Origin of the sequence: Citrobacter sp. Cpo100 (assembly GCF_030332595.1) — a bacterium.
Taxonomy (GTDB): Bacteria; Pseudomonadota; Gammaproteobacteria; order Enterobacterales; family Enterobacteriaceae; genus Citrobacter; species Citrobacter portucalensis.
This window is the reverse complement of record NZ_JAOWHM010000034.1, coordinates 115,961-139,575: the sequence shown is the minus strand read 5'-3', so window position 1 is coordinate 139,575 and position 23,615 is coordinate 115,961. Positions and strand designations below refer to the sequence as shown.

Sequence of the window (23,615 nt, the reverse complement as noted above, 5' to 3'; positions counted from 1 at the left end):
TTCTCCATGGCGGTGCTGCTGAGCGACACCGCCTGTAAGGTAAGAGGTGGTTATCTTTATTTTTATTGGCGATAGAGTGTCTGGATGATGCTGTAATAGCCGCTGGCCGAGCCGGTTAACTGATCGATCTCGATATACTCATCAATGGTGTGTGCCAGGTTTTCTCGTGAAGGACCGAAGCCGATGGTTTTGATTCCCGCTTCGCCCGCATAGTGGCTACCGTTGGTACAAAATGAGTACTGCGTAATGGTTGGATTAAAGCCAGCCTCGCGAACGCCCGCCAACGCTGCCTGCACGAATTCGTCGGACTCGTCGTACACCCAGCCGGGGAAGAAACGCTCTCCCTCAATCGTGGCGCCGGTATAGCAAGACTCCTGACCCACCGCGTAGGACACTCGGGCCTTAAACTGCGGATCCTGAGCAATAAGTTCGGCAAGCGCATTTTCCAGCGGAGCAATCACGCTTTCTTTGGTTTCACCCACCAGCAAACGGCGATCGTAGGTTGCGCGACAGTAATCCGGTACCACCGAGGCTCCCGGGTACGGCGAAGATTTAATGTCGGTCAGTTCCAGAATGCCAGGCCCCAGAACCGGATGCGTCGGCGGCGTGATCGTGCGAATTTTGTCGATCAATTGCGCCATTTTGTACACCGCGTTAATCCCCGCCTGTGGGTTAGCGGAGTGCGCGGGCTTACCAAAGGTTTCGACCACAATCTCAGCACGGCCACGCTGACCAATTTTCAGGTTTAACTCGGAAGCTTCACCGATGATCACGTAGTCTGGCTTATAGCGCTCGCTGACCAGGCGGGCAGCAATACCTTCAAAACACTCTTCATGCACGATGCACGCAACGTAGATTTTCCCGGCAAAATTTCGCTGATTGTCCTGACCGAAAAAGCCCACGGCGGAGATCATCGCCGCCACGGCGCCTTTCATGTCTGTTGTGCCGCGACCATAAATTTTGCCATCTTCAATATCGCCGCCGTATGGGTTGCGGGACCACTTCTCTTCATTCACCGGCACGGTATCGATATGTCCATCGAAAACCAGCGTTTTCCCCGGCTGGTTGCCGACAATGCCGCCAACAATGTTGCCGTACTTATCAACGTGGATGTCATCGAATTGGTAATGCTGCATCATTGTTTTTATGGCATTAACCACTTCCCCTTCCTGACCGGAATAACTTTTTTGTTGGATCAGCGCCTGACAGTTTTTAATGACTTCTTCAATGCGGTTTGCAGATAACATGGGTTTCTCCGTTATATCTCTCAATCAGGGAATTATTTGTTGATGCCCGGGTACTGACCGCCCCAGACAATATCCAGATATTGTTGCGGGTCGGTATCCCCTTCGGTGCTGACTAACAGCACACGAGAGTGCGCATCCAGCCCCAGTTGCTCACGCGTTTGCGCCAGTTCAGGCGAGGTCATCAGCAGCGTCAGCAGACCGGTAGTAACCGCACCTGACTCACCCGAAATAATCTGTGGATCACCTGCCAGCGGGTTGCCCAACATGCGCATGCCCAACGCTGCAACTTCATCAGGACAGGAGGCAAATGCGTTGGCATAATCGCGCAGCAGTTTCCAGCCGATACTGTTCGCCTCACCGCAGGCGAGACCGGCCATCACGGTTTGTAAATCACCGCCCACCGCAATGGCATCTCCCTCTTTCGAACGGGCTGAGCGGTAGAGGCAATCGGCAATTAACGCTTCGGCGACGATCACTTTCGGGCGATTCTCCCCCCAGGCTGCCGTCACCATTCCCTGAACCATTCCGGCAAACGAGCCGACGCCTGCCTGCACAAAAATGTGCGTCGGCGCAACCTGATGCAGCTGATCTATCGCCTCCAGCATTAGCGTGCCGTAGCCCTGCATAATCCACTGCGGGATCTTTTCGTATCCTTCCCACGCGGTATCCTGCACCACTATCCAGCCATACTTTTCGGCCTGCTCTGCGGTCATACGAACCGCATCGTCGTAGTTCATATCGACAATCTCAGCGGTAGCGCCTTCGTTACGGATAGAGGCCAGACGTTGCTGCGAAGAACCCTTCGGCATATACACCACGGCGTTTTGCTTCAGTTGGCGCGCCATCCATGCCACACCGCGACCGTGGTTGCCATCAGTAGTAGTGGCAAACGTGACGGTTTGCAGATCGTGGCGTACCTCTTCGCTGGTCATCACGTCAAACGGCAGCTCGCTGATATCCTTACCAACTAATTCAGCGATATGGCACGCCATCGCATAGGAGCCACCCAGCGCTTTAAAGGCTTTCAGGCCAAAACGCTGAGATTCATCTTTGAGGTAGATATTTTTAACGCCCAGTTTTTGTGAAAGCGCCGGTAGCGTATACAGCGGCGTCGGCGCGTAGCCCGGAATAGACCGATGAAAATTCAACGCTTTTACCAGTTCCTGGCGGCTAAACGGTGCCAACGGCGCGTTCGGATGTTCGGTAAACGGTGTCTGGTTAATAAAAAATGATAAGTTTTCCTGCATCATAAAACCTCATTGTCCTGGTATTTCATTCCCTGTGATCGGTGCAATACAGAGATATTTCCGTTATCGGTATTGGCAATAGAGCAAAATGCTTACCAGCTTTTTATTAACCGAGTAAATTCTTATAAATATTTTAATAAAGGCTTTAATTTCAATAAATTAAATAGAATTAAAAATTGACACCAAAAAATATCACTGCGTCAGTTTATCGCCTCATTTTGATAAATTCTCATTATTGATAAATAGTGTGATCGCTGAAGATAAAATAAGAAAAACATCCAAAAACAGCGTGATAGATTGATTTTTCGCAAATCATTTTTGCATTGCTTCGCCTATTTATCATTTTCCTTGAGAAATGCGACACACTGCCGGAGAAGTACCATGATTTCAGTACTCAGCAATATTCAGGATGATATATGCAATTATGCCGACGCTATTTCTGGCATAACGGGCACGGACGTTGAAATCATTGATGAATCTTTAATGCGCATCGCGGGTACCGGGAAATACCGACATATGCTCAATGAGAACGTGGCCAAAAATGGCTACATCTATCGTCACGTATTGCAGGTGCGGGAAACGGTTCTGATCAAAAATCCCGGCGAGCATCCGTTGTGTCAGTTATGTGAAAAACACCACTACTGTTCTGAAATGCTGGATTTGAACGCACCCATTTTTCTCAATAATCGCGTGATTGGCGTGATCGGGATTATTTGCTCAACCCAGGCACAGCGTGACACGTTACTGAGCCAGATTGATAAATTTGTCACCTTTATTGAGCAAATCGCCGTAATGATCTCCAGTAAGGTCTTTGAATGCCTGGAGCGTTTACGCGCGCAGGAAACGCTTGGCGCATTTCGGCTTCTGATCGATGCTATGGACCGCGGCGTGGTGGCGATTGATGGCAAGGGTCTTATCTGGCATGCCAATCATTCAGCCGATCGCATCCTCAACCGTGAGGTTCAGGGATTACCACTGACCATTGAAACAACCGGGGATAGCCTGTATGGCGATGAAGAAGCGTGGCTGACGCTTGAAGGTCAGAAACATCATGTACTGTGCAAACAAATTTCGCTCTCCTCGCAGGATAACGATCGCTTAACCATGGTTATCTTTCGTGATGCACACGACTACCTGAGTAACCTTACTCCATCCCCTTATGAGTCTGACATGCAGGTGCGACTGATTGGTCACTCTCCCTCAATGGAGCAACTCAGAAGCACCATCGGTAAAATCGCCAACAGTTACGCCAGCGTGCTCATCACCGGGGAAAGTGGTTCGGGGAAGGAGGTCGTGGCTTTTGCCATTCACCAAAGCAGTCCACGTAAAGCCGCGCCTTTCGTGACAATCAACTGCGCGGCTATCCCCGAACAACTGCTGGAAAGCGAACTGTTTGGTTATGTTCGTGGCGCATTCAGCGGGGCCGATCCCAAAGGACGAATGGGAAAATTTGAACTGGCCAACGGCGGCAGCCTGTTTCTGGATGAAATTGGCGATATGCCGTTGCATCTGCAGGCCAAGCTGCTCAGGGTCTTGCAGGAAAAGGCGATCACCCGCGTTGGCTCTAATAACACCATCAATATTGATGTGCGCATTATTGCTGCAACTAACAAAAACATTAATGCGATGGTGGAGAATAATCAGTTTCGCGAAGATCTTTTCTATCGGCTGAACGTGGTCCCTCTGGTACTTCCTTCCCTGCGTGAACGCCGGGCTGATATCGCGGTCCTCGCACAGTATTTTGCCGATGAGTTCTCGGTCAGTTACCAGCGACCACCGCAAAAACTGCCTGATGACGTTATTAACCGCCTTTATGCCTGGCACTGGCCGGGCAACATTCGTGAATTACGCAACGTGATCGAATACATTTTTGTGATGCGCGGAGAAGCCGCCGGGATCAACGCCAGCCATCTTCCCCCTTACCTGCTCAGCGCCGCTGACGGTAGGAAAACGACGATGACCGCGCAACCCCGTCAGCTTGCCAGCAAAGGAAAACAGGCGGAAAGGGAAGCTATCGAAAACGTCATCCAGCGATTCGGCTCAAGCGTTGAGGGGAAAAAACAAGCCGCGACAGAACTGGGGATCAGCATTGCCACGCTCTATAGAAAAATAAAACTGTACGGTTTGTGAGCCTCCCCCTCTTAACGAAGAGGCTCACGTAAAACCATACTGTGCAACCGAGTGCGTTACAGGGCCGATTGATTTCGATGCTGCTCGAAATAGCGTCTGGCCTTGTCGTCAGCTTCTTTCAGGGCTGTCGGATTCAGGTTCTTCTGCGCGATATCCAGTCCATTTTGTGCATCAGAATTCCCATTAGCAAAGGCCACCGCACTCCAGATATACGCCTGAGCATAATCCTGAGTTACCCCTTTGCCTTCAAGGTACATGGTTCCCAGCATCCCCTGAGCTTCCGCATTTCCTTTTCTTGCGGCCTGTTCAAACCACTCAGCGGCTTTTTTATCATCCTGAGCGACGCCATTACCTTCTAAATACATCAAGCCAAGATCTTTCTGCGAGCCTGCATCTCCCTGGGCCGCGGCTTTCTCCAGCCACTCCACCGCTTTTTTATTGTCCTGGGCCGTTCCCTCTCCTTTTGCGTACATCATGCCAAGCATGCCCTGGGCCAGCATATCCCCTTGAAGAGCAGCCTGATTAAACAGCTCAAACGCTTTTTTGTGGTCCTGAGCCACACCAACCCCCTCGCCAAGGTAATACATCGCGCCGAGCATGCTCTGGCCCAGCGCGTCCCCTTTGCTGGCGGACTGTTTAAACAGCGCGAAAGCTTTGTCAGTATCCAGACCGACACCATCACCTTCAAAGTACTTTCTGCCCAGTAATCCCTGCGCTTTGGCATCCCCTCGTTCAGCCGCTTTACTCAATGACTTAACGGTGTTGTAGTCCTCTAATAGCGACGCCTTACTTTCAAGGAAACGCTTTGCGTCAGGATTGCCCTTCTCAACCGCACGATGGAGCCACTCAATGGCATGATAGTTTCCGCGCTCGGCAGCAATGCTTAACCACTCGACGGCCTGCTTATTGCCTTTTCCGACTTCGTTGTCAAACCACTCAATGACCTTACCGTCATACCAGCGCGCGCCCTCACCATCAAAGTAGACTAAGGCGAGCAGATAACGCGCATCGAGATTGCCCTGCTCAGCCGCACGGGTCAGCCATTCAACAGCGTTCTTGTCATTCTGCTGCACGCCCTTACCTTCGAAATACAGCACACCGAGATAGTATTGGGCATCGACATTCCCCTGGGCCGCCGCTTTGCTAAACCATTCGGCCGCTTTCTTGTCATCTTTCAGGCCGCCTTTGCCCTCGTAGTACATCAGTGCAAGCAGATGCTGAGCACTCGCATTACCCTGCTCAGCCGATTTGGTCAGCCACTCGCTGCCTTTACTGAAATTCTGCTCTACCTCTTTCCCTTTTAAGTACACGGTTGCAAGCACAAACTGCGCCTGCGCATCCCCCGCCTCAGCACCCTGCTGTAAAACAGCCACAGGTTCTTTATTCCACTCTTTTGCTTGTCCCTGTGAAGATCCCGCACCCCACAATATTCCGATGAAAGTGAAGGCAAGGAGAGGCCGAATGTTCATAAAACGTAATCCTTGTTAAGAAAAGGCACATAATGGAGATGCTCCAACTGCAAGCCAACTCATTTAACTGCGATTGTGATCCATGTCGGAACTATCAGATATTAACTGGGAAATGTGCAAAATATAATTCTTTGATTATGCAGGTGATCCTTAGTGAATAATGCACAACAAAAAGGCCATGTTAATAACATGGCCTTTCGTCTGGACATGGCGTTGAACCTTAATCAAACACACCATTAATAACAGCGGTGACAATCGCCGTGCTCAGTGCAATCAGCACCAGATTATCGCCAATAACCTGCCATTCATAGCCCGGGTAATACGGAAGTTGATTCAACATTGATGGCGGAACGCTCTTCCTGGCGATCCCCGGAGGAAGCGGTTTTCCTCGTGCCAGATTTTTGGCAATACCTGGAGGCAGTGACTTATAGCCCGTTAGACCGTATCTGACGGCATACTGCCTGGCCACGTTAAGGATGTTGCTTTGCCATGGGCTCCCCAGATTGAGCGTTTTTGAGATTACAGCTCGCCATTCCCGCTATCTCAGATCGGCAAGCGACAGGCACAGGATCTGAGTTTTTGGGAATAACTTCGCGAAAATGGAGAGAAAACGACGTTTTTTTTCGGTTAAGCTATGTTCATGCTTTGGCGTTACCCCATGGCCGGAATCACTATCCAGGAACCCAACCATAATGGCAAAAAGTACCCCGCAGTTGCCGCTCGACCCTCATATGTGTCGCAGCTATGAGAAAAAGTCGCGAAGTCCGCTGGCGCTCTATTCCGAGTATCAGCGTATGGATGTCGAACTGCGGGCGCCGCTGGCCATGACCTACAGCCACTGGCATGGCCAGGTTGAGGTGAACGTGCCATTTGATGGTGATGTGGAGTATCTCTTTAATGACGAAGTGGTGAAGAGCAAACAGGGTTTTATCACCTTGTTCTGGGCCTGTACTCCCCATCAACTCACGGATGCCGGGCACTGTAAACAGATGGCCATCTTCAACTTACCGATGCATCTGTTTTTGTCCTGGCCGCTGGACAGGGAGCTGATTAATCACGTGACCCACGGAATGGTGATTACTTCGTTGGCTTCACAGCAGCTGAGCGCGTTTGAAGTACAGCGTTGGCAGAATGAACTCAATAGCGATAACGAACAAATTCGCCAGTTAGCCATTGATGAAATCGCGCTGATGCTCAAGCGCTTTAGCCTCGCTGGCTGGCGGCCGGTACTGGGTAACAAAACGTCGCGCACCCAGAAAAACAGTATTTCACGGCATTCACAGTTTTACGTCAGCCAGATGCTGGAGTTTATTGCCGCCAACTGCGACAAACAGCTTACGGTTGATGCTATTGCCGAACACGTTAAGCTCAATCCCAATTATGCGATGGGTATTTTTCACCGGGTGATGCAACTGACGATGAAACAGTATATTACCGCGATGCGCATTAACCATGTGCGGGCTTTACTCAGTGATACGGATAAAACAATTCTGGATATCGCTACAATTGCAGGATTTCGCTCCAGCAGTCGATTTTACAGCTCGTTCCATAAATACGTCGGCATGCCGCCACAGCAGTATCGCAAATTGAGTCAACAACGCCGACATCATTCACCTTATGCCGAGGGGTAATTTATTCACCAAACGTTCTCTTACCTTACTACTAAAATATAAGCACCAGAATAGCAGGTCAAAAAAGATAATCTGCAGCAGTTAATAAAATAGGGTTCAGCCATGAGCTCTGGCAACTATGTTGCTCAGACATGAGTGACCTGTAGCAGGTATTTATTTGACGTGTTCAACCATTAACGATTGGGATGGAATTATGGAATTAAATAACTGCACCGCCAACAACAGAAAGCCATTGTCTTTCTTTTGGTCAGTTTTACCCATGGTAGTCATGCTGGGCGGGATTAGCATCGGATATTTTATCTTCAATATTCGTGCTGAACCCATGATCCTGATGGGAACGGCAGCCGCCTCGTTTATCGCCATCGCTCACGGCTACACGTGGGATGACATTCTACAATCTATTTGCAATAAAATATCTGAAGCGCTGCCGGTCATATTAATCGTCGCCAGTATCGGTTTCTTAATCGGCGCATGGATGGTGTCAGGCACTATTCCAATGATGATTTATTATGGTCTGAAGTGGATTAACCCTCAATATTTCTATATTTCGGCATTTATGCTGGGAGCACTGATCTCAGTATGCACCGGTACCTCCTGGGGTTCTATCGGGACCGTTGGTATTGCCATGATTGGCGTAGCGATTGGTCTGAATGTCTCGCTGCCCATTGCCGCTGGTGCTATTGTTTCAGGCTGCTGGTTTGGTGATAAGCTCTCACCGGTTTCTGATTCAACCAACATGGCTGCACTGGCTGCCGGGGTAAACCTGTACTCGCATATCGGCCACCTGCTGTGGACTACCGGCCCGGGTTTTATTATTTGCTGCGTCGTTTACAGCTATATGGGCATGGGCATTGATGCCTCGTCCAGCGCGCCAGAAAATATCACCAACTTAATGAATTCTATTGGTCAGATTTATCACTTTAATATTCTGCTGCTACTCCCGCCGATCATCGTTTTATATGGCTCACTGTCAAAAAGACCGCCCATTCCGATGCTCTTTTTATCTACGATAGTCTCAATGATTTTGGCGTTAGTCTTTCAGCAATTCACGGCATCCTCTGTCGGCGAATCCGTGGTCAGTGGCTTTAAGCTCGCAATGCTTACCGGAGATAATCTGCCGACACTGTCTTCTGATGTTTCCCGCTTACTGGAGCGAGGCGGCGCTATTTCAATGTTTAGCAGCTTCGTTACCGTTTTCAGCGCCTTCAGCTTTGCCGGGGCAATGAGTGCGACAGGCTCTCTGCACACCGTGATAAACGCGCTGACAAAAGGCGTTAAATCCACATTCCGCCTGGTGGCTACCACGATTGTGACGACATTTACCATCTGTGCCTGCACGGCAAATGGGACCTTACCGTTGCTGCTGTGCGGTGATGCCTTTAAAGAGGAGTACAAAAAGCGAGGTCTTGCGGCAAAAAACCTCTCGCGAACCACTGAAGATGCCGGAACCGTTGTCGAACCGATTATCCCCTGGTCTGCCTCAGGCGTTTATTGCGCCACTATGCTGGGCGTTGCCACGCTTGATTACTTGCCCTGGGCAATCCTCTGTTACAGCGGCGTCATCTTTGCCCTACTGTGGGCGGCAACCGGTATTGGCATTGCTAAATATGAGCCCAATGAAGCCACTGAGAATATGGTTGAGCAAAAATCGTAGACTACTAAATAGCTAAATATTAGCTATCACCAGGGTAAATTAAATATATCCATTAGATATACATAAACATTCTTCGCTTTTGCGTTGCTTACACTATTTTCAGAGACTTTCCAGGAGTCAACAATGTCTTTGTTTGATGATATTGTCACAAGGGATGTTAATTGTCGTAAATACGGGCAATTACAACAGATGTACGGTACCACCGATGTATTACCACTGTGGATTGCAGATATGGATTTTGCGACACCAGAGCCAATCATGAGCACGCTGCGTTCGGTGGTGTCGCAGCCTGTGCAAGGCTATAACCTGGATTATCCACAATGGAAAGAATCTGTTATTCATTGGTATGCACAACAGTATGATGCCGATATCAAGGCACACTGGTTACATTTTATTCCCGGTGTTATAAAAACTATCGTACTCTCTTTAATGGCGCTTACCCGTCCAGGCGATAATATTTTAACCTGTACGCCAATCTATGATCCCTATCCTAATCTGGTAAACACCAGCGGTAGGAATTTGATTCAGACGCGCCTCATTGAGAAAAACGGGCACTATGAATTTGACTGGCATGATTTCAGCGAGAAACTCAAGCAGTGCAAAATGTTTTTGTTCCCTTCACCGCATAATCCAGGTGGAATGGTGTGGTCGCGGGAAACGTTGGAAAAAATAAGCCACTATTGCCAGCAGGCAGGCGTCATCATTCTGTCTGATGAAGTGCATAGTGATTTAACCCTGCCAGGAAAGCGCCATTTGCCGTTTTTTACTGTTGATGAAGCACCAAATAGTCGGTCAATCGTGCTTACTTCCATCAGCAAGACCTTCAATACGGCGGCGATCCAGGGCGGAATCGCCATTATTAAGAATGATGAATTACGCCATCAGTTCTACCACTTTCTGGATAACTGCTACCTTGCCGAGACGCATTCATTGCAGCAGGCGGCCATTTATAGCGCTTTTACCCATTGTGCCGACTGGCACCAGAGACTATTGGCCTATCTGGCCGACAATGTAGCGTTTGTAAAAAGTGAAATCGAAAAGCACTGTCCTTTGATCTCAATAGTGTATGGCGGCGCGTCGTATCTGTTATTTCTGAATGCGGAAAAAATGGATCTCAGCGATGAGCAGCTAAGCGCTTTTTTTGTGCATGACGCTAGGCTTGGCCTGTCACCTGGGGCGCAATATGGTCCCGGTGGAGAGGGGCACATGAGACTCAACGTTGGCTGCCCGCGCCCAGTACTGGTAGACGCGATGAACAGGCTAAAAGCGGCATACCAGAAATGGCAGAACGCATAGCGTACATCACACGATTTGCCCTGCCACGGTGGGGCAAAATTATCCAAAGATGTTGCTGAACTGCTATAAAGTCTTTCCCTTCTGTCGGCTGGTGTTAAACTGGAAAGTGTGATCTTCATCATAACCTGCTTAAACAGAGACAAGAGACACTGCTATGCAACATATCATCGAGGGCTTCCTCAACTTCCAAAAAGAGATTTTCCCTCAACGCAAGGAACTCTTCCGCAGCCTGGCATCCAGCCAGAATCCTAAGGCACTTTTCATCTCCTGTTCCGATAGCCGCCTGGTACCAGAACTCGTTACTCAGCAAGATCCAGGACAGCTTTTCGTTATCCGCAACGCCGGTAATATCGTACCGTCATTTGGTCCGGAACCGGGTGGTGTATCCGCAACCATCGAATACGCGGTTGTCGCACTTGGCGTAACGGATATCGTCATCTGCGGTCACTCTAATTGTGGCGCAATGAAAGCCATTGCCGATAGCCAGCCCCTGGATCCGATGCCCGCTGTCGCTCACTGGCTGCACTATGCCGATGCCGCGAAAGCCGTGGTCGATAAAAAAACCTGGGATAACCCAATCGATAAAGTTAACGCCATGGTGGAAGAGAACGTTATCGCACAGCTTAACAACATTAAAACGCATCCTTGTGTCGCGGTTGGGCTGCGCAATAATGCGCTTCGTCTGCACGGTTGGGTGTATGACATCGAAAGCGGTGAAATCCGTACCCTGGATAAAAACAGCAAAACCTACGTTTCCCTTGCAGATAACCCGCAGGTGCATTTCGAGTAATTCCCCCACTGGAGCAAGGATGCTCTGGATAGCTTTTACCTACTTTTGTGCTATAGACAAAGCACAGACTTGCGACTAGCTTTAAAATAGCTACTGGTGTTCCTACATCGGATTTCGCACATATTATAAAATATTGCGACAGGTCTCATGCACAGAGTACAGACAGCTGTTCATACATGGTGCAGGCGATAAAAAGGAGCCGGTACGAATGCAAGCAAAAATAAAAAAAATAATAAATATGATATTTTATCATGAGTCGTGGGATATCATGCTTATTAAGGATAATGGTACACACTTATTCCCCGACAACACTCTGGAGATATTAAGCAATTCCACTGCGCAGCAGTTAAAAAAGAAATATACATTTCAGGCCGATCCTTTTCTGATTGAAAAAGACGATAAACTGTATGTTTTCTATGAAGCTTTTAGCTTTCGTAACTCAAAAGGCACGCTACGATGTCGCGTTCTTGACCGTGATCTGGTTGAACTTGAAGATATTAGGCTTGAAGGCTTTGACGACTTAAAGTGTCATTTGTCTTTCCCTTATCTGATACATATCAACGATCAACTGTTCATGATCCCCGAGTCTTCAGAAAGAAAAGAGGTAATACTGTTTCAGTCAATTGAGTTCCCTGCACGCTGGAAGCAAGTTAAAGTTTTAATCTCTGATACCAAATTAACCGACAACGTATTTATCTCAATTAATGAAACCTGTTATCTGTTGTCCACCACGATGGATAACGAAATAATTATTCATTCGACAGATCATATTTATGGACAATGGCAGCGGATTACCCCGGCGTTGAAGGTGAGCAATCCTCATCATCGGGGAGCGGGTGCCCCTTATCATGTTGATAACAAAATATACTTCCTTACTCAGGAATGCACGCCGGAAACTTATGGAAAATCAATCTATATCAAAGAATTAGTGACGCTGAATGACGCTAATTTTGCTGAAGCTCTGATCGAACAAATCAATTCGTCGATCAACCACAGTGATGGCGTCCACACGCTGAACTTCTCAAATAACTATATTGTTTATGATACAAAAGTTAATAAGTTCAGTCTGTTGGCAATCTTTAAAAAAATATCATATAAATGTATGATAAAATACAGAAACACTTACCTTACCCGGCAAAATAACTGATTCACTGGATCCTCGGGTGGCATTGGTAGAAAATCGCTCGGGTTTATAGCATTTTTCTGGAGTCTGTATGGCAATTCTTGTCACTGGTGGTGCAGGTTATATTGGTTCACATACTGTGTTAACGCTACTGGAAAGAGGCGATGATGTCGTAGTCATCGATAATCTGGCGAACGCCAGCAGAATCTCGCTGGACAGGGTCGCGGAACTCACCGGAAGAGAGCCCATTGTCTATATCGCCGATGTTCTCGACAGGCAGGCATTAAAAAACATTTTCGCCGACCATAACATCACCGATGTCATTCATTTTGCGGGACTCAAATCGGTTTCAGAGTCGATAAAAGAGCCCCTCGCCTACTATGAAAACAACGTCACCGGTACGCTGGTTTTGCTGGATGAAATGCTGGCCGCTGGCGTTAATCGTTTCATTTTTAGCTCATCTGCCACGGTATATGGTAATCCAGAAAGCGTGCCGCTGAGCGAGCAATCGCGCACGGGTGGTACCACTAATCCGTACGGCACGTCTAAGTTGATGGTCGAACAAATTCTGGCCGATTTCTCACGTGCACAGCCGGATTTTCGCATTACCTGCCTGCGCTATTTCAACCCGGTTGGCGCCCATCCATCGGGTCGGATTGGTGAAGATCCTAACGGTATCCCTAATAACCTGGTTCCGTATATCTCCCAGGTCGCGATTGGTAAGCTGGAAACCGTGTCGGTGTACGGTAATGATTATCCAACCCCTGATGGTACCGGTGTGCGTGATTATATTCACGTCATGGATCTGGCGACCGGTCATTTAGCCGCGCTGGATTGCCAGAACAAAGGCGCGGCTTACAAAGTGATTAATCTCGGTACCGGTGTCGGTTATTCCGTAATTAATCTGATTGAGGCGTTTGAAAAAGCAGCGCAGACAAAAATTAACTATCAGTTTGTCGCCAGAAGACCCGGAGATATTGCCGAATGTTGGTCTGACCCATCGCTGGCATACAAAGAGCTAGGTTGGAAGGCCATCTATAACCTTGATGAAATGATGCGTGACACCTGGAACTGGCAAAAAAATAACCCGAATGGGTATCAAATTTAATGTTCTCAGCAGCGAGCCTGACCGTCAGGCTCGCTGCTGTGTCTGACTAGCGTACCGTTATTGTTGACACCCGGTACCAGCCGCTGCTCTGTTTCCCTTCATTGGCAAAGTTAATTCTCGCCGCACCCGACTTATCCAGCATCGCAACCTCAATCGCGTATTGCCCTTCCGCCAGTCGGCCAGGCATAGATAACGCATAACTGACCTGATACTTACCGGGGAGCCAGCGGCGAATATCCTCCGCGGAATTCCCCTGTGCCACCACCTTATTGGCGCTGTCTACGACCCGGAATGCCAGTATGTAAGGCAGATAAATCGGTGCGACACCCTCATTGTACCAGGTACTGTTTAATGTCAGCGTTTGTCCGCTGTCCCACACGGACTCATGGCTCAGGGACGCAAGGCGAAATCGATAGCCCAATTTGGTCAGCGCATCGTCGACAATCGGTCGATAGTCGCTGGGTATCGTTCTCGATTTCAGGTTAATGGCACTGGCGTGCTGCTTGACCGCCCAGTCAAAAATCCCCTGCACTTCAGCACGTGTATAGTGAAAGGTGTTCTTCCAGTCCTGCATATACGAGCAGATCTCCAGACTCACCGGCGCACGTTTCCAGGCGTCGTTGAACCCTGAATAACTCTGCTGCGCAGCCAGCAATCGCTGCGGGTAATCATCAGCCATATGGTTCCAGGTGTCCGAAAATACGCGCAGGTCCCCCCAACAGTCCGCACGCCACCCTGCCCCACGAGCCACCGCATTCGCCAGACTTTGTCCGCTGCTTATCAACATGATTTTTGGCGTCACCGGAAAAGCAGAAAAGTGCATCGCGACGTAGCGATCCAGTTGCGCCGTGGTGTATCGCTCCAGTAATGGCTTCAGGTTCGGGAAGTTGCTGTTATGCCATTCTCCCCACGATCCCACCATGCCAATATCAACAAACGCGAGATTCTCATTACCATCGTAGCGTTTACCAAATGCGTTCAACAGACGCTGACTGTATTGAATAAACAGAGGATCGTCTAAATCCGGGGCAAATGTCTTTTTATCCGGCGTCCAGGTTCCTTTCACACCTTTTTTAATCAGCCAGTCAGGAATTTGCGAACCGCTTTCCGGCTCTGCCAGAGCCATAAATCGTAGCCCGACATTCATCGCAGGACGATGTGCCGCCGCGTATTTGAAAGCATCATCCACCAACGCAAAATTGTACTGGCCTTCGACTGGCTCCAGATCCCGCCAGTAAAAACGCTCGTATTCAAATCCGGTATTGGGATAGTCCGCCAGCCCCAGCGTTTCACCGTATCCCTGATGAAAACTTGCCACGCCAATCCCCGGATTGGTTAACGGGCCCGTCAATGCTTTGGGGGTAACGGTCGTCAATGCGGCCATAACCGTCAGCGGGAAAAACATGCACAACAACGCACAAACCCATTTACGCTTCATCGCAATGACGTCCTCCACCAATTTGTTAACGCTAGCGGTCTTTCAGGCTTAACCACCAGTCCCAGATACCTACGTGAAAATTTTGGAACACATCAATACCTAACGCGGATTTGATCATATACAGCGTCAGCAATATGCAGCAGGTGACGAATAGCACGGCAATCAGCAGCAAAAAAGTGAGTAACATTCTCGACAGGGTTGATTCCTGGCGATGCTGGCGGCGTAAATCTCTGCCAAACAAAAAAACCAGATAATAACGCTTACTGAAAAAAGGAAAGCTTCTGCGAATATCGATCTGATGCCGCGAAGTCAGGGTTGTAGCAAGGAGCGCTTTTTCCACCCCTTCTTTTTGTTCAGGGGTCAATTCCTCCGCTATCCGCTCATCAAGGTGAGCGTAAAACCGTTCGATGGCAGGAGGACGATTTTGAGGACTGGTCAAAATTAACCTATATCTTTATCAATGGAGTGGTAGACGTTAACCGTCTTTTTGGCGATTTCATGCCAATTGTAGTTTTGCAAATATACACCATAGTCCACGCTATTTGCTGTTGCCCCTTGGCCTAATTTTTCAGCCAAACCCGCCACATCTCCCACCTTAAAATAGGCCTCGGCGGGCAGTTGAACTTCAAGGTTAGCCGGAATATCACTGACGATGGCCGGAAGAGAAAATGACATTGCCTCCAGCAGCGCAATGGGCAATCCTTCATGGTATGAGGGCATCACAAACAATTTAGCCTGCGAAAACACCGCCTGAAGTTCGTCACCACGTAAAAAACCAGTCATCACAACACCTGGCGTGTCGGCGGCAAGCTTTTTGAGGCGCACGCTGTATTCGGTCGGATGATCCGCATCGCCAATTAACACTAACGGCATGGTCAAACCACTGTGTTGATAAGCGGCGATGGCATCATGCATCCCTTTTTCTTCCACAAACCGCCCAACCACCACGAGGTAGTTTTTCGGCTGCAGCCCAAAGCGGGAGAGCGTACTGTCGATGGTGAGTTGTGATAATAACCGCGGCTCGTTCACGCCATTGTGAATTAAATGCGCATCATAGCGACCGTGTTTTTTCTGGATCAATTGATTAATAACTTCAGAAATCACAATCACCTCGTTGGCATATCTGACCGCCCAACGCTCACCCAGCAACAATATTTTTTTGGCTACAAACCCCCATTTCTGGCGATCGTAATCAGGCCCGTGGTGGGTAAAAACCACCTTTTTACCCATCACGCGTAAGAGTGGGATCACAAGGCCAGGGCCGATAGCATGGACATGCACAATATCCGAATGGTCGATACGTGTCCTAAACGCCGCTAAAACGGAATGGACAATCGCTTCCAGCGAGCGCTTTTTGGGCGCCCACAGCGCGTAGGTTTCGACTTTCTTATATACCGATCGTTTGTAATTTACATATGGCGAGCGAGCAATCACGCAAATATCCACGTCGAACTGCTGTTTAATGGCAGGATAAAGATTCTGACAGTGTGTCTCCACACCGCCCAATACATCGGGAATACCACGCGTTCCAAAAACCGTTATTTTTTTACTCATACTATGGCCTGCTCAGCAGTTCTTTATACAGCGCCTGTAGGGTATCCATATGTTTACTCAGCGCATATTTTTCACTCAACCGCGCACGGCCATGTAAACCCATATTCCTCGCCTTCTCAGGCGAGTCGGCCAGAGCGTCCATCGCATTGGCTAACTCCTGCACATTACCCGGTTCGAATAAAATCCCTTCGATACCGTCACGAATTTGTTCGGGGATGCCACCAATGCGCGACCCGATAACCGGCTTGCCTAAGGACATCGCCTCTAATATCGCCATTGAACAGTTTTCATAGCATTCTGAAGGCAGGATCACCGCTCGCGCATGCTTAATAAGCTTATCGAGCGCTTCCCCTTGTTGCACATAACCTAAAAACTCAACGTCCGGATATTTGGCGGCTAATTCATCATGCAACGGGCCGTGCCCCACAACTTTCAGCGGCGCGCTGTTCTGCATTTTTTTATGCGCTGCCAACAACGTTGCCACGCCCTTTTCACGGCTCAGACGACCGAAGTACAGCATATAGCCTTCATCGTTTACTTCGGCCAGAGGACGGCTGTCATCAACGCCATTGACGATGACATCAATGCGCGAATTTGGCAGCGTGCGCAGCAAGACACCGCGTAAAAAAACGCTTGGTGAAACAATCACATCCAGTGCCTGATAGTTTTGTGCAATATACTGCCAGGTTGCCTCCAGGGAGAGCAGAAGACTTTTTGAGGCTGAACCTTCCTGACAACGATACCTGAAGGCATTGAAAACCGTTCCGGTGATACAGGAATCACACACCTTGCCGTCGCGCAGCATGGAATACGCAGGGCACACAATCTTATAGTCATGCGCAGTCAGCACCGTTTTGCAGCCAAAATTGCGCGCAACTTTAATCAACGCCGGTGTTAACTGATGGTAGATGTTGTGAAAGTGGACGATATCCGGGCGCTCTTTTTCTAATAGCGCCAGCATTTTTTTGCAGGCCTGCGAATTATGAATAAAGTTAACCGCCGTTTTGATACCACCCAGCAGATTGCTCGCTTTGTGGTAGTCCACATTACTGACGAAATAATCCGTATAGTCCGAGGGGAAATTATTCTCATGAAGCATAGAGAAATCAATAACCTGCACTCCGGCCTGTTTCAGCATATCGCGCTCTTGAAAATAAACCGTTTCCGCGCCGCCTTTAATGAAAAAAAACTTATTCACTAATAAAACTTTCATTGCGCCAGCCTTAGTTATTCATGAATGATTTTACTGTCAGGCGGAGTCAACGGATCGCGTACTGGTTTAGTCAAGCCTTTAACCAGCCCGGCTGAAAGCACGGCCAGGTTCATTACGCTCTGCAATCCGTTCAATAACGATCGATTCTGCACGGTTTTCAGGACAATAAACGCAAGCAACGGCAAAAAGGCAATGTCGAAAAGTTCGAGATTGAAGGTCACCGCCGCAATTAACAAAGCAATCAGATAAACAGAAAAAATCGCTTCGTTCCTGACCATTTTTAACGCTTTGCCGAAATAAGGTTTTCCCCAGGCACAACGTAAAAGCTCGCCCGGAGCCTGATAGTATCCGCTTTTCCAGCGGTGCTTGAGCATCTGAAAGGTCGGCATAGTATGGGAAGTATGAATAAAATACGGAATATTCAGACGACGCAGTTTATAACCCGCATCGCGCAAACGCAGGCCCAGTTCGGCTTCTTCATAAGCATGCAAATTACGGTTGGTAAGATAACCAATTTTTTCAATTGCAGATCGGCGATATAACCCGCCACCGCCTAAATGGTCACTATCCCCGAGCGGATAAATTTTATTAATACGCTGCTTACGCGATTTAAATTCATAGTTAACAGCATCGTCCATTTCAACGGTTCCCGCAACGCCTGCATATTCCGGTTCGGCCTGCAAAAACGCGACGGCCTGATCCACAAAGCCCTCTTCCAGCTCCATGTCGCCGTCCATCAGTAGCAGATATTCCCCTTCACTATACAGATAACCTAACTGATGCCCGACGCCGCAGCAGCGATCGTCTGGGTTAGTTAAGGACACCACGGTCGCCCCTTTATCGATAGCAAGCTGTTGGGTGTTATCCGTTGACAGACTATCTGCCACTATAATTTTATGCGGATAATCAACAAGCTGCCGGCGAATACTGTCGATCGTTTTCTCAATACATTCAGATTCATTGAGTGTTTTAATACTCACTGAAATAAACGGTTTTTGGTCCATACAATTACCCTACACAGCGAAGGACGGTTCGACGAATCACTAAACTTGATCCTAGTGATAAATAGAACAGGAATTGTAACATCGGTGTAATCATCAGTATCTGGCTGTAAGGTAAGCTAATTAAGCAACTGATAGCAAAAGCGTTAAACGCCGGTGCAAAGCTCAATAACTGGAGATCCTGCTGGTCCAGTTGTTCAAGCGTCAGTAATGGCTTTGGCTGACAAACTTTCAGGATATAAATGAATAAGCTAATAAAGAGTAACGTGCCGATCACCCCAACTTCCCACAGCAGCATACTCAGGGAAGTCGAGTCGAGAATTAAGTTGTAGATAATATTCAAAAAGCCCGGCGACACCGTACTACCACTGTTAGTTGCATTGAGTCCGTAGCCAAATAACGTTCCTGAAAGCCCCCACAGATCGTTATTTTTCAACCAGAACAGGAACGTCGTAAAGCGCCCTAATTCACCGGTAGACATAATATAGTTCGGATCAAAGATATAGCTTAAGGAGTCGATAAAAATACTTAACGAGCTTTTCGACGGATCGCCGCCGAACGCCGTAGAATAATAGTACGCGAGGATCACAATCGACAGGCTAATAAGCAACAGCATTCCCGCCACAATAACCAACAACGTCTTCAGATTGACCTTACTAACGTCTTTGACGTAGCTCGGTGAAAGCCACACCCACGCCAGGAATATAGGCGATAGCAGGATGACAAACTTCACTTCACCAATGATGCATAACCCGATACCGAGAACAATATGCAGCGCCATGGACTTGAACGTGGTGAGCCCATGCTTATATTCGGAGACTTTTAACAACATAATTAACAGGCAAAACAAACCCATTGCGGCAGTATTCCCGCCTCCCATAGGGTCACCGCCAAACGTGCCAACCACGGAGTCCCATTTCTCATCTTCGCCGCGCACCGCAACGCGCTGGGGAACAACCAGTAAAACCTGATATATCATTACCGGAATCTGTGCGTAAAACACCCAATACAGATAGCGCGTTGCGCGGTAAATCTGTGATTCCCGGCAAAAGCCCAGCAGCAAACAGATCATCACCAGCGACAGCGCAATTTCGTTTTTAAATGCCACAATCGCGACGGTGATACCGCCCTGAATCAGCGTCGATGCTCCAGCCAGCACCAGAAACGAAAAGTACAACGCCAGGACAATCGTCTCCTGGGCATCCAAATGTAAGGAGCCATCACGCGTCTGCATCACCAATAATCCCACCATCAATAAGGTGAGGAAAAAAGGTATCCACAGCACTGACTGCATGCCGGTAAAGTATTGCACCAGGCCACACAGGATCAGCGTGACAAAGGTATAAACCTGTAAATAGTATCCGGTATTCAGCGTCATAGTATCACCGGCTTGTCTTTCAGGAGGTTGGCCCGCTTATTCATTTTCAGATAAATGAAGGCGTAGCGAATAAATGTCAGTGAAGAAAACAAGATGACCGACGTTGCATAATCTTTATAAAAATAGGGCGTCACAACAAAAGCGAAGAGTACAATCGCCAGCTGTTCCAGTTGGATACGCAGAAAATAGCGATGGGAACCAAAAATAAGCTCTATCACCGTCAGAGGGCTTATCGCCAGCGCCGGGAATAAATAGGGCAACATGTAGCGTGACGTCTCAATGGAGTTTATCCAGTCTTCGCTAAAGCCGAGGCGCATCACAATCGGATAGAAAATAAAAACCCCAAGGGTACAGATAACCCCTAGTACCAGCAATAGCATACGTACCCTGGTATACTCCTGATAGTTGAAGGTATTATTTCTGAAGTCGATAGACCATTTAGAAAAAATAGTATTGCGCACCGCATTCCCGATGATCACCACCGGCGCCAGGCAAAAGCGGCTAACCACGGAAAAATAACCCGCCGTCAGCGCCGAGAACCAAAAGTTAATCAGCATAATAGGCAAATTGCTGCTGGCCATCGCCAGCACTTCCGCGCTGCCCACTTTGGTAATGTGATGAATATTCTGTTTGAAAAAATGCCAATTACTGGCGGGTCGCAGATGTCTGGCCGCCACCGAACGAATATCAAACGAATGCAAAATACAGCTTATGGTCAGCACCATCGTCGTACAGGCCCACGACCAATAAAACAGCTGTACATGGTGCGTAAGAAGGACGGAAAGTACAACGACCACAGAAACAGAAATGCGCTGGAAGATCAGAAAACGAAAGTTAGCCGTGCGTAGTGACAGGTTTTCCGAGATTAAAACCCACGCCGTTGCCAGCGTCAGTAAATAGAGGAACAGAATGTTCTGGTGAAACAGCCACGCGGTCAGCACAGCGTACGGTAAGGCAATGATCGTGCTTTGGATCAGGCAAAACACAACATTCTGCACCAGTTCGTCATCCTGCTGTTTAGGAATTAACAGCTGTGATGCAAAGGTACACACCTGAGCGCCCACCACGGCGATGCTGTAGTTGAGCGCATAAAGCCCCACTTCAGCCATATCGTACTTGTGTGAAATCAACCAAATAGACAGTGCACCAATCAACTGCGAGATGACTGATGAACCGGCTATTGTGGAAGCGCTCTTCAGTAGACTCATACGCGGCCTGGCGTTGCCATCAGTTGATCGGTACTGAAGTTCAGTGAACGCAGACCCTCTTGTGTCTCAAGATCCTTTTCTTCAACTGCATTGAGCACCGCACCAATCACCACGCCGTTATTTTCCTCGATCTTATCCAGCGCGTTGGCGATTTGTCCCGCGGACCCCGCCCCGGCTTTCACAATGAAAACAACGCCATCGACGGCACGTTTGATCAGTTGAACATCCTGGCTCTGATTCACGGCAGCAACATCAATAATGATGCGCTGATAATGCGATTTCAACTCGCGCATTAAGAGTTCAACATGCTCCGACGACAGCATCAGTAAAGATGAGATGGTGTTCTTGCCGTGTGGAATAAAGTCGAGGTTATCACTGAGTTTGATCCTCGCCTGTTCAAGCTCTGTCTCCCCGCGCAGCAGTTCCGCTAAGCCTGCGGATGTAGCTGACGCCAGCTCGGATGTGAGCCCACCAGTGTTAAAGAAATCTGCATCAATAAGCAGTGTTTTCTGGTCGAAACTAAAAGAGTTCGCTAACAGATTCGCCAACAAAGAACGCCCATCGCCGTGCTCCGTCGACGCCACGGCGAGCGTCTGTAAAGGTCGATTATCCAGCATAATCCGGGTACGGATACCGTGCACAATATCGGCATTAAGCGGGTTCTTCATGATCATGTCCCGCACCTGTGCGCGCCCTGAGGTTCCGCTAAAACGACGAATTTCACCCAGCGGAACAACATTGAGCCGTTTTTTCATGCGACTAAGGGTACCGATTGAGTTATCCATTGCCGCTTTGACAATGAAATACATGATGCTGAACACCACCACCAGCATGACCACCATCAGCAACAATAAAGATTTATTCGGTTTCGCCGGTTTTAACGCGGGTACCGCAGGGTCGTATAACACCGCATCGGCATTCACGCCGGACAGCGACAGCTCCTGAGTACGTTGATAAAGCGATTTATACAGGTCTTCCATTTTATCTAACGACAGCTTTTGACTGTTCCAGGCATCCCGTTTTGACGCCATTTTCTGGAAGATCTCTTTCTGCTCAATCACTTGCTGTTGATAGTTTTTTTCGTCCGCCAGCGCCGCCAGATATTGCTGACGTAAACCGACTTTCAGCTCGCCCAATACCCGCCCGGTCTGGCTTTGGATCGACTGAACATCGGCTTCTGCTTTTAAAATGGCGGGATTTTTTGGCCCATAGACTTTACGCTGTTCGGACAACGTTCGTTGCGCCTGAATCAACGCGATGCGCAAATCCTGGATCTGAGCGTGGTTAGAGACCGAAGGCAGCGAGATAACGCTCTCAAGGGACTTACCTCCCCCGTTCACCTCGTTATAGACGGATTCAGCGGCAACCCGACGCTGGGTCGCATCGGCCAGGCGATTAGTTACGATACTTAACTGCTCGGTTTCAAAACCATCGATACCACGGAAGGTCAGCAACCCGGCATTTTTCAGATAGCTGTCCATCTCGTCTTTTTGCTTGGCTATCGACTTCTGAATCTCTTCCATTTTTTCAAAATTCAGTTCGCGAGCTTTCTCCACCTTCAGACGTTTCTGCTCCACCGTATAGTTGATGAAAGCCTGCGCGACGCCGTTGGCAATATCAGCCGCAACCTGAGGCGAAGTTGATTCATAGGTAATGGAAGCCAGGTTCGTCGTGCGAATACCGATGACATTCAGGTTTTTCGATAACGTTTTCAGCGCTTGCTCCATTCTCAGTTGCCGACTTTCATTGCTATCAGCCCCCTGGGCACCGGCTTTTTCCCCGGTAAACTCCGGGTTTTCATCCAGCTTCATATCACGTACGGCTTGCTCCAGCACAATACGTGAATGCATCAACGCATATTGTGTTTCGTAGTAACCACTGCGCGTTGAATCGAAACCATCAACCTGTGGAAACGGAGAAACATTATCAGCCTGCGCCTTAATCAGCACCGTCGCCGTTGAAACATACTTTGAAGACATCATGCTGATTAACGGATACGCGACAACCCCGGCAACGATACCGGCCAGCGCGATTTTCCAGGCGTTCTTTTTCAGCTCTTTGGCAAAGCGGGAGAATTCGACACTGCTTTCTCGTTTTTTGCCGTTTTCCACTATTGATAGTTTCATCG

The 23,615-nt window shown here is 48.5% G+C and carries 18 protein-coding genes and 1 pseudogene; 7 read left to right on the top strand and 12 right to left on the bottom strand.

Annotated features, from left to right (window positions below):
- Positions 1–62: 62 nt before the first annotated feature.
- Entirely contained in the window at positions 63–1,247 is a 1,185-nt protein-coding gene (locus tag OGX96_RS12235) for a YgeY family selenium metabolism-linked hydrolase (RefSeq protein ID WP_198801842.1), read from the bottom strand.
- A gap of 32 nt (positions 1,248–1,279) precedes the next feature.
- Positions 1,280–2,494, bottom strand: coding sequence for a diaminopropionate ammonia-lyase (gene dpaL, locus OGX96_RS12230; protein WP_198801882.1), 1,215 nt, complete (start codon positions 2,492–2,494; stop codon positions 1,280–1,282).
- Positions 2,495–2,875: 381 nt separating this feature from the next.
- On the opposite strand from dpaL, the gene OGX96_RS12225 reads away from it, so the two are divergent.
- Complete coding sequence (locus OGX96_RS12225; protein ID WP_071445420.1) at positions 2,876–4,624, top strand: sigma-54 interaction domain-containing protein; 1,749 nt, start codon at positions 2,876–2,878, stop codon at positions 4,622–4,624.
- Between the two features lie 56 nt (positions 4,625–4,680).
- On the opposite strand, the gene OGX96_RS12220 is transcribed toward OGX96_RS12225, so the two are convergent.
- Together OGX96_RS12220 and OGX96_RS12215 are read right to left on the bottom strand one after the other, a co-directional pair.
- Entirely contained in the window at positions 4,681–6,093 is a 1,413-nt protein-coding gene (locus tag OGX96_RS12220; protein ID WP_198801841.1) for a tetratricopeptide repeat protein, read from the bottom strand.
- A 220-nt stretch (positions 6,094–6,313) separates the two neighbouring features.
- A pseudogene (locus OGX96_RS12215) lies at positions 6,314–6,562 on the bottom strand (anti-virulence regulator CigR family protein); the annotation flags it as partial.
- Between the two features lie 223 nt (positions 6,563–6,785).
- On the opposite strand from OGX96_RS12215, the gene melR reads away from it, so the two are divergent.
- The 6 genes from melR to galE all read left to right on the top strand — a co-directional run bounded on the left by melR (position 6,786) and on the right by galE (position 13,695).
- Positions 6,786–7,724 carry a transcriptional regulator MelR gene (gene melR, locus OGX96_RS12210; protein WP_003826064.1) on the top strand — a complete coding sequence of 313 codons (939 nt, stop codon included), beginning with the start codon at positions 6,786–6,788 and terminating at the stop codon, positions 7,722–7,724.
- Between the two features lie 193 nt (positions 7,725–7,917).
- Positions 7,918–9,378 (top strand): Na+/H+ antiporter NhaC, encoded by a 1,461-nt coding sequence (gene nhaC / locus OGX96_RS12205; protein WP_103285663.1) that lies wholly within the window; start codon positions 7,918–7,920, stop codon positions 9,376–9,378.
- A gap of 123 nt (positions 9,379–9,501) precedes the next feature.
- Entirely contained in the window at positions 9,502–10,674 is a 1,173-nt protein-coding gene (locus OGX96_RS12200) for a MalY/PatB family protein (RefSeq protein WP_198801840.1), read from the top strand.
- A gap of 154 nt (positions 10,675–10,828) precedes the next feature.
- The gene (locus OGX96_RS12195; RefSeq protein ID WP_003826059.1) at positions 10,829–11,464 is read left to right on the top strand and encodes a carbonic anhydrase; all 636 of its coding nucleotides are present in this window, start codon (positions 10,829–10,831) and stop codon (positions 11,462–11,464) included.
- A 208-nt stretch (positions 11,465–11,672) separates the two neighbouring features.
- Positions 11,673–12,611, top strand: coding sequence for a glucosamine inositolphosphorylceramide transferase family protein (locus tag OGX96_RS12190; RefSeq protein ID WP_111465187.1), 939 nt, complete (start codon positions 11,673–11,675; stop codon positions 12,609–12,611).
- Between the two features lie 67 nt (positions 12,612–12,678).
- Positions 12,679–13,695, top strand: a complete 1,017-nt coding sequence (gene galE / locus OGX96_RS12185; protein WP_003826055.1) for a UDP-glucose 4-epimerase GalE — start codon at positions 12,679–12,681, stop codon at positions 13,693–13,695.
- Positions 13,696–13,741: 46 nt separating this feature from the next.
- On the opposite strand, the gene OGX96_RS12180 is transcribed toward galE, so the two are convergent.
- Genes OGX96_RS12180 through OGX96_RS12145 form a run of 8 tightly spaced genes read right to left on the bottom strand, consistent with a single transcriptional unit; the run spans position 13,742 to position 23,613 of the window.
- Positions 13,742–15,133: a DUF4832 domain-containing protein gene (locus OGX96_RS12180; RefSeq protein ID WP_198801838.1), complete on the bottom strand. Its 1,392-nt coding sequence runs from the start codon at positions 15,131–15,133 to the stop codon at positions 13,742–13,744.
- 31 nt (positions 15,134–15,164) lie between these two features.
- Positions 15,165–15,572, bottom strand: a complete 408-nt coding sequence (locus tag OGX96_RS12175) for a hypothetical protein (protein ID WP_003826052.1) — start codon at positions 15,570–15,572, stop codon at positions 15,165–15,167.
- A 2-nt stretch (positions 15,573–15,574) separates the two neighbouring features.
- Complete coding sequence (locus OGX96_RS12170) at positions 15,575–16,687, bottom strand: glycosyltransferase family 4 protein (RefSeq protein ID WP_198801837.1); 1,113 nt, start codon at positions 16,685–16,687, stop codon at positions 15,575–15,577.
- A gap of 1 nt (position 16,688) precedes the next feature.
- Positions 16,689–17,900 carry a glycosyltransferase family 4 protein gene (locus OGX96_RS12165; RefSeq protein ID WP_198801836.1) on the bottom strand — a complete coding sequence of 404 codons (1,212 nt, stop codon included), beginning with the start codon at positions 17,898–17,900 and terminating at the stop codon, positions 16,689–16,691.
- 14 nt (positions 17,901–17,914) lie between these two features.
- Positions 17,915–18,904 (bottom strand): glycosyltransferase family 2 protein, encoded by a 990-nt coding sequence (locus tag OGX96_RS12160; protein WP_198801835.1) that lies wholly within the window; start codon positions 18,902–18,904, stop codon positions 17,915–17,917.
- Positions 18,905–18,908: 4 nt separating this feature from the next.
- Positions 18,909–20,279, bottom strand: coding sequence for a hypothetical protein (locus OGX96_RS12155; protein WP_008785587.1), 1,371 nt, complete (start codon positions 20,277–20,279; stop codon positions 18,909–18,911).
- Positions 20,276–21,487, bottom strand: a complete 1,212-nt coding sequence (locus OGX96_RS12150; protein ID WP_198801834.1) for a lipopolysaccharide biosynthesis protein — start codon at positions 21,485–21,487, stop codon at positions 20,276–20,278. Before OGX96_RS12150 ends, OGX96_RS12155 begins: the two co-directional genes overlap by 4 nt.
- Positions 21,484–23,613 (bottom strand): GumC family protein, encoded by a 2,130-nt coding sequence (locus tag OGX96_RS12145; protein ID WP_103285671.1) that lies wholly within the window; start codon positions 23,611–23,613, stop codon positions 21,484–21,486. Before OGX96_RS12145 ends, OGX96_RS12150 begins: the two co-directional genes overlap by 4 nt.
- Positions 23,614–23,615 lie beyond the last annotated feature (2 nt).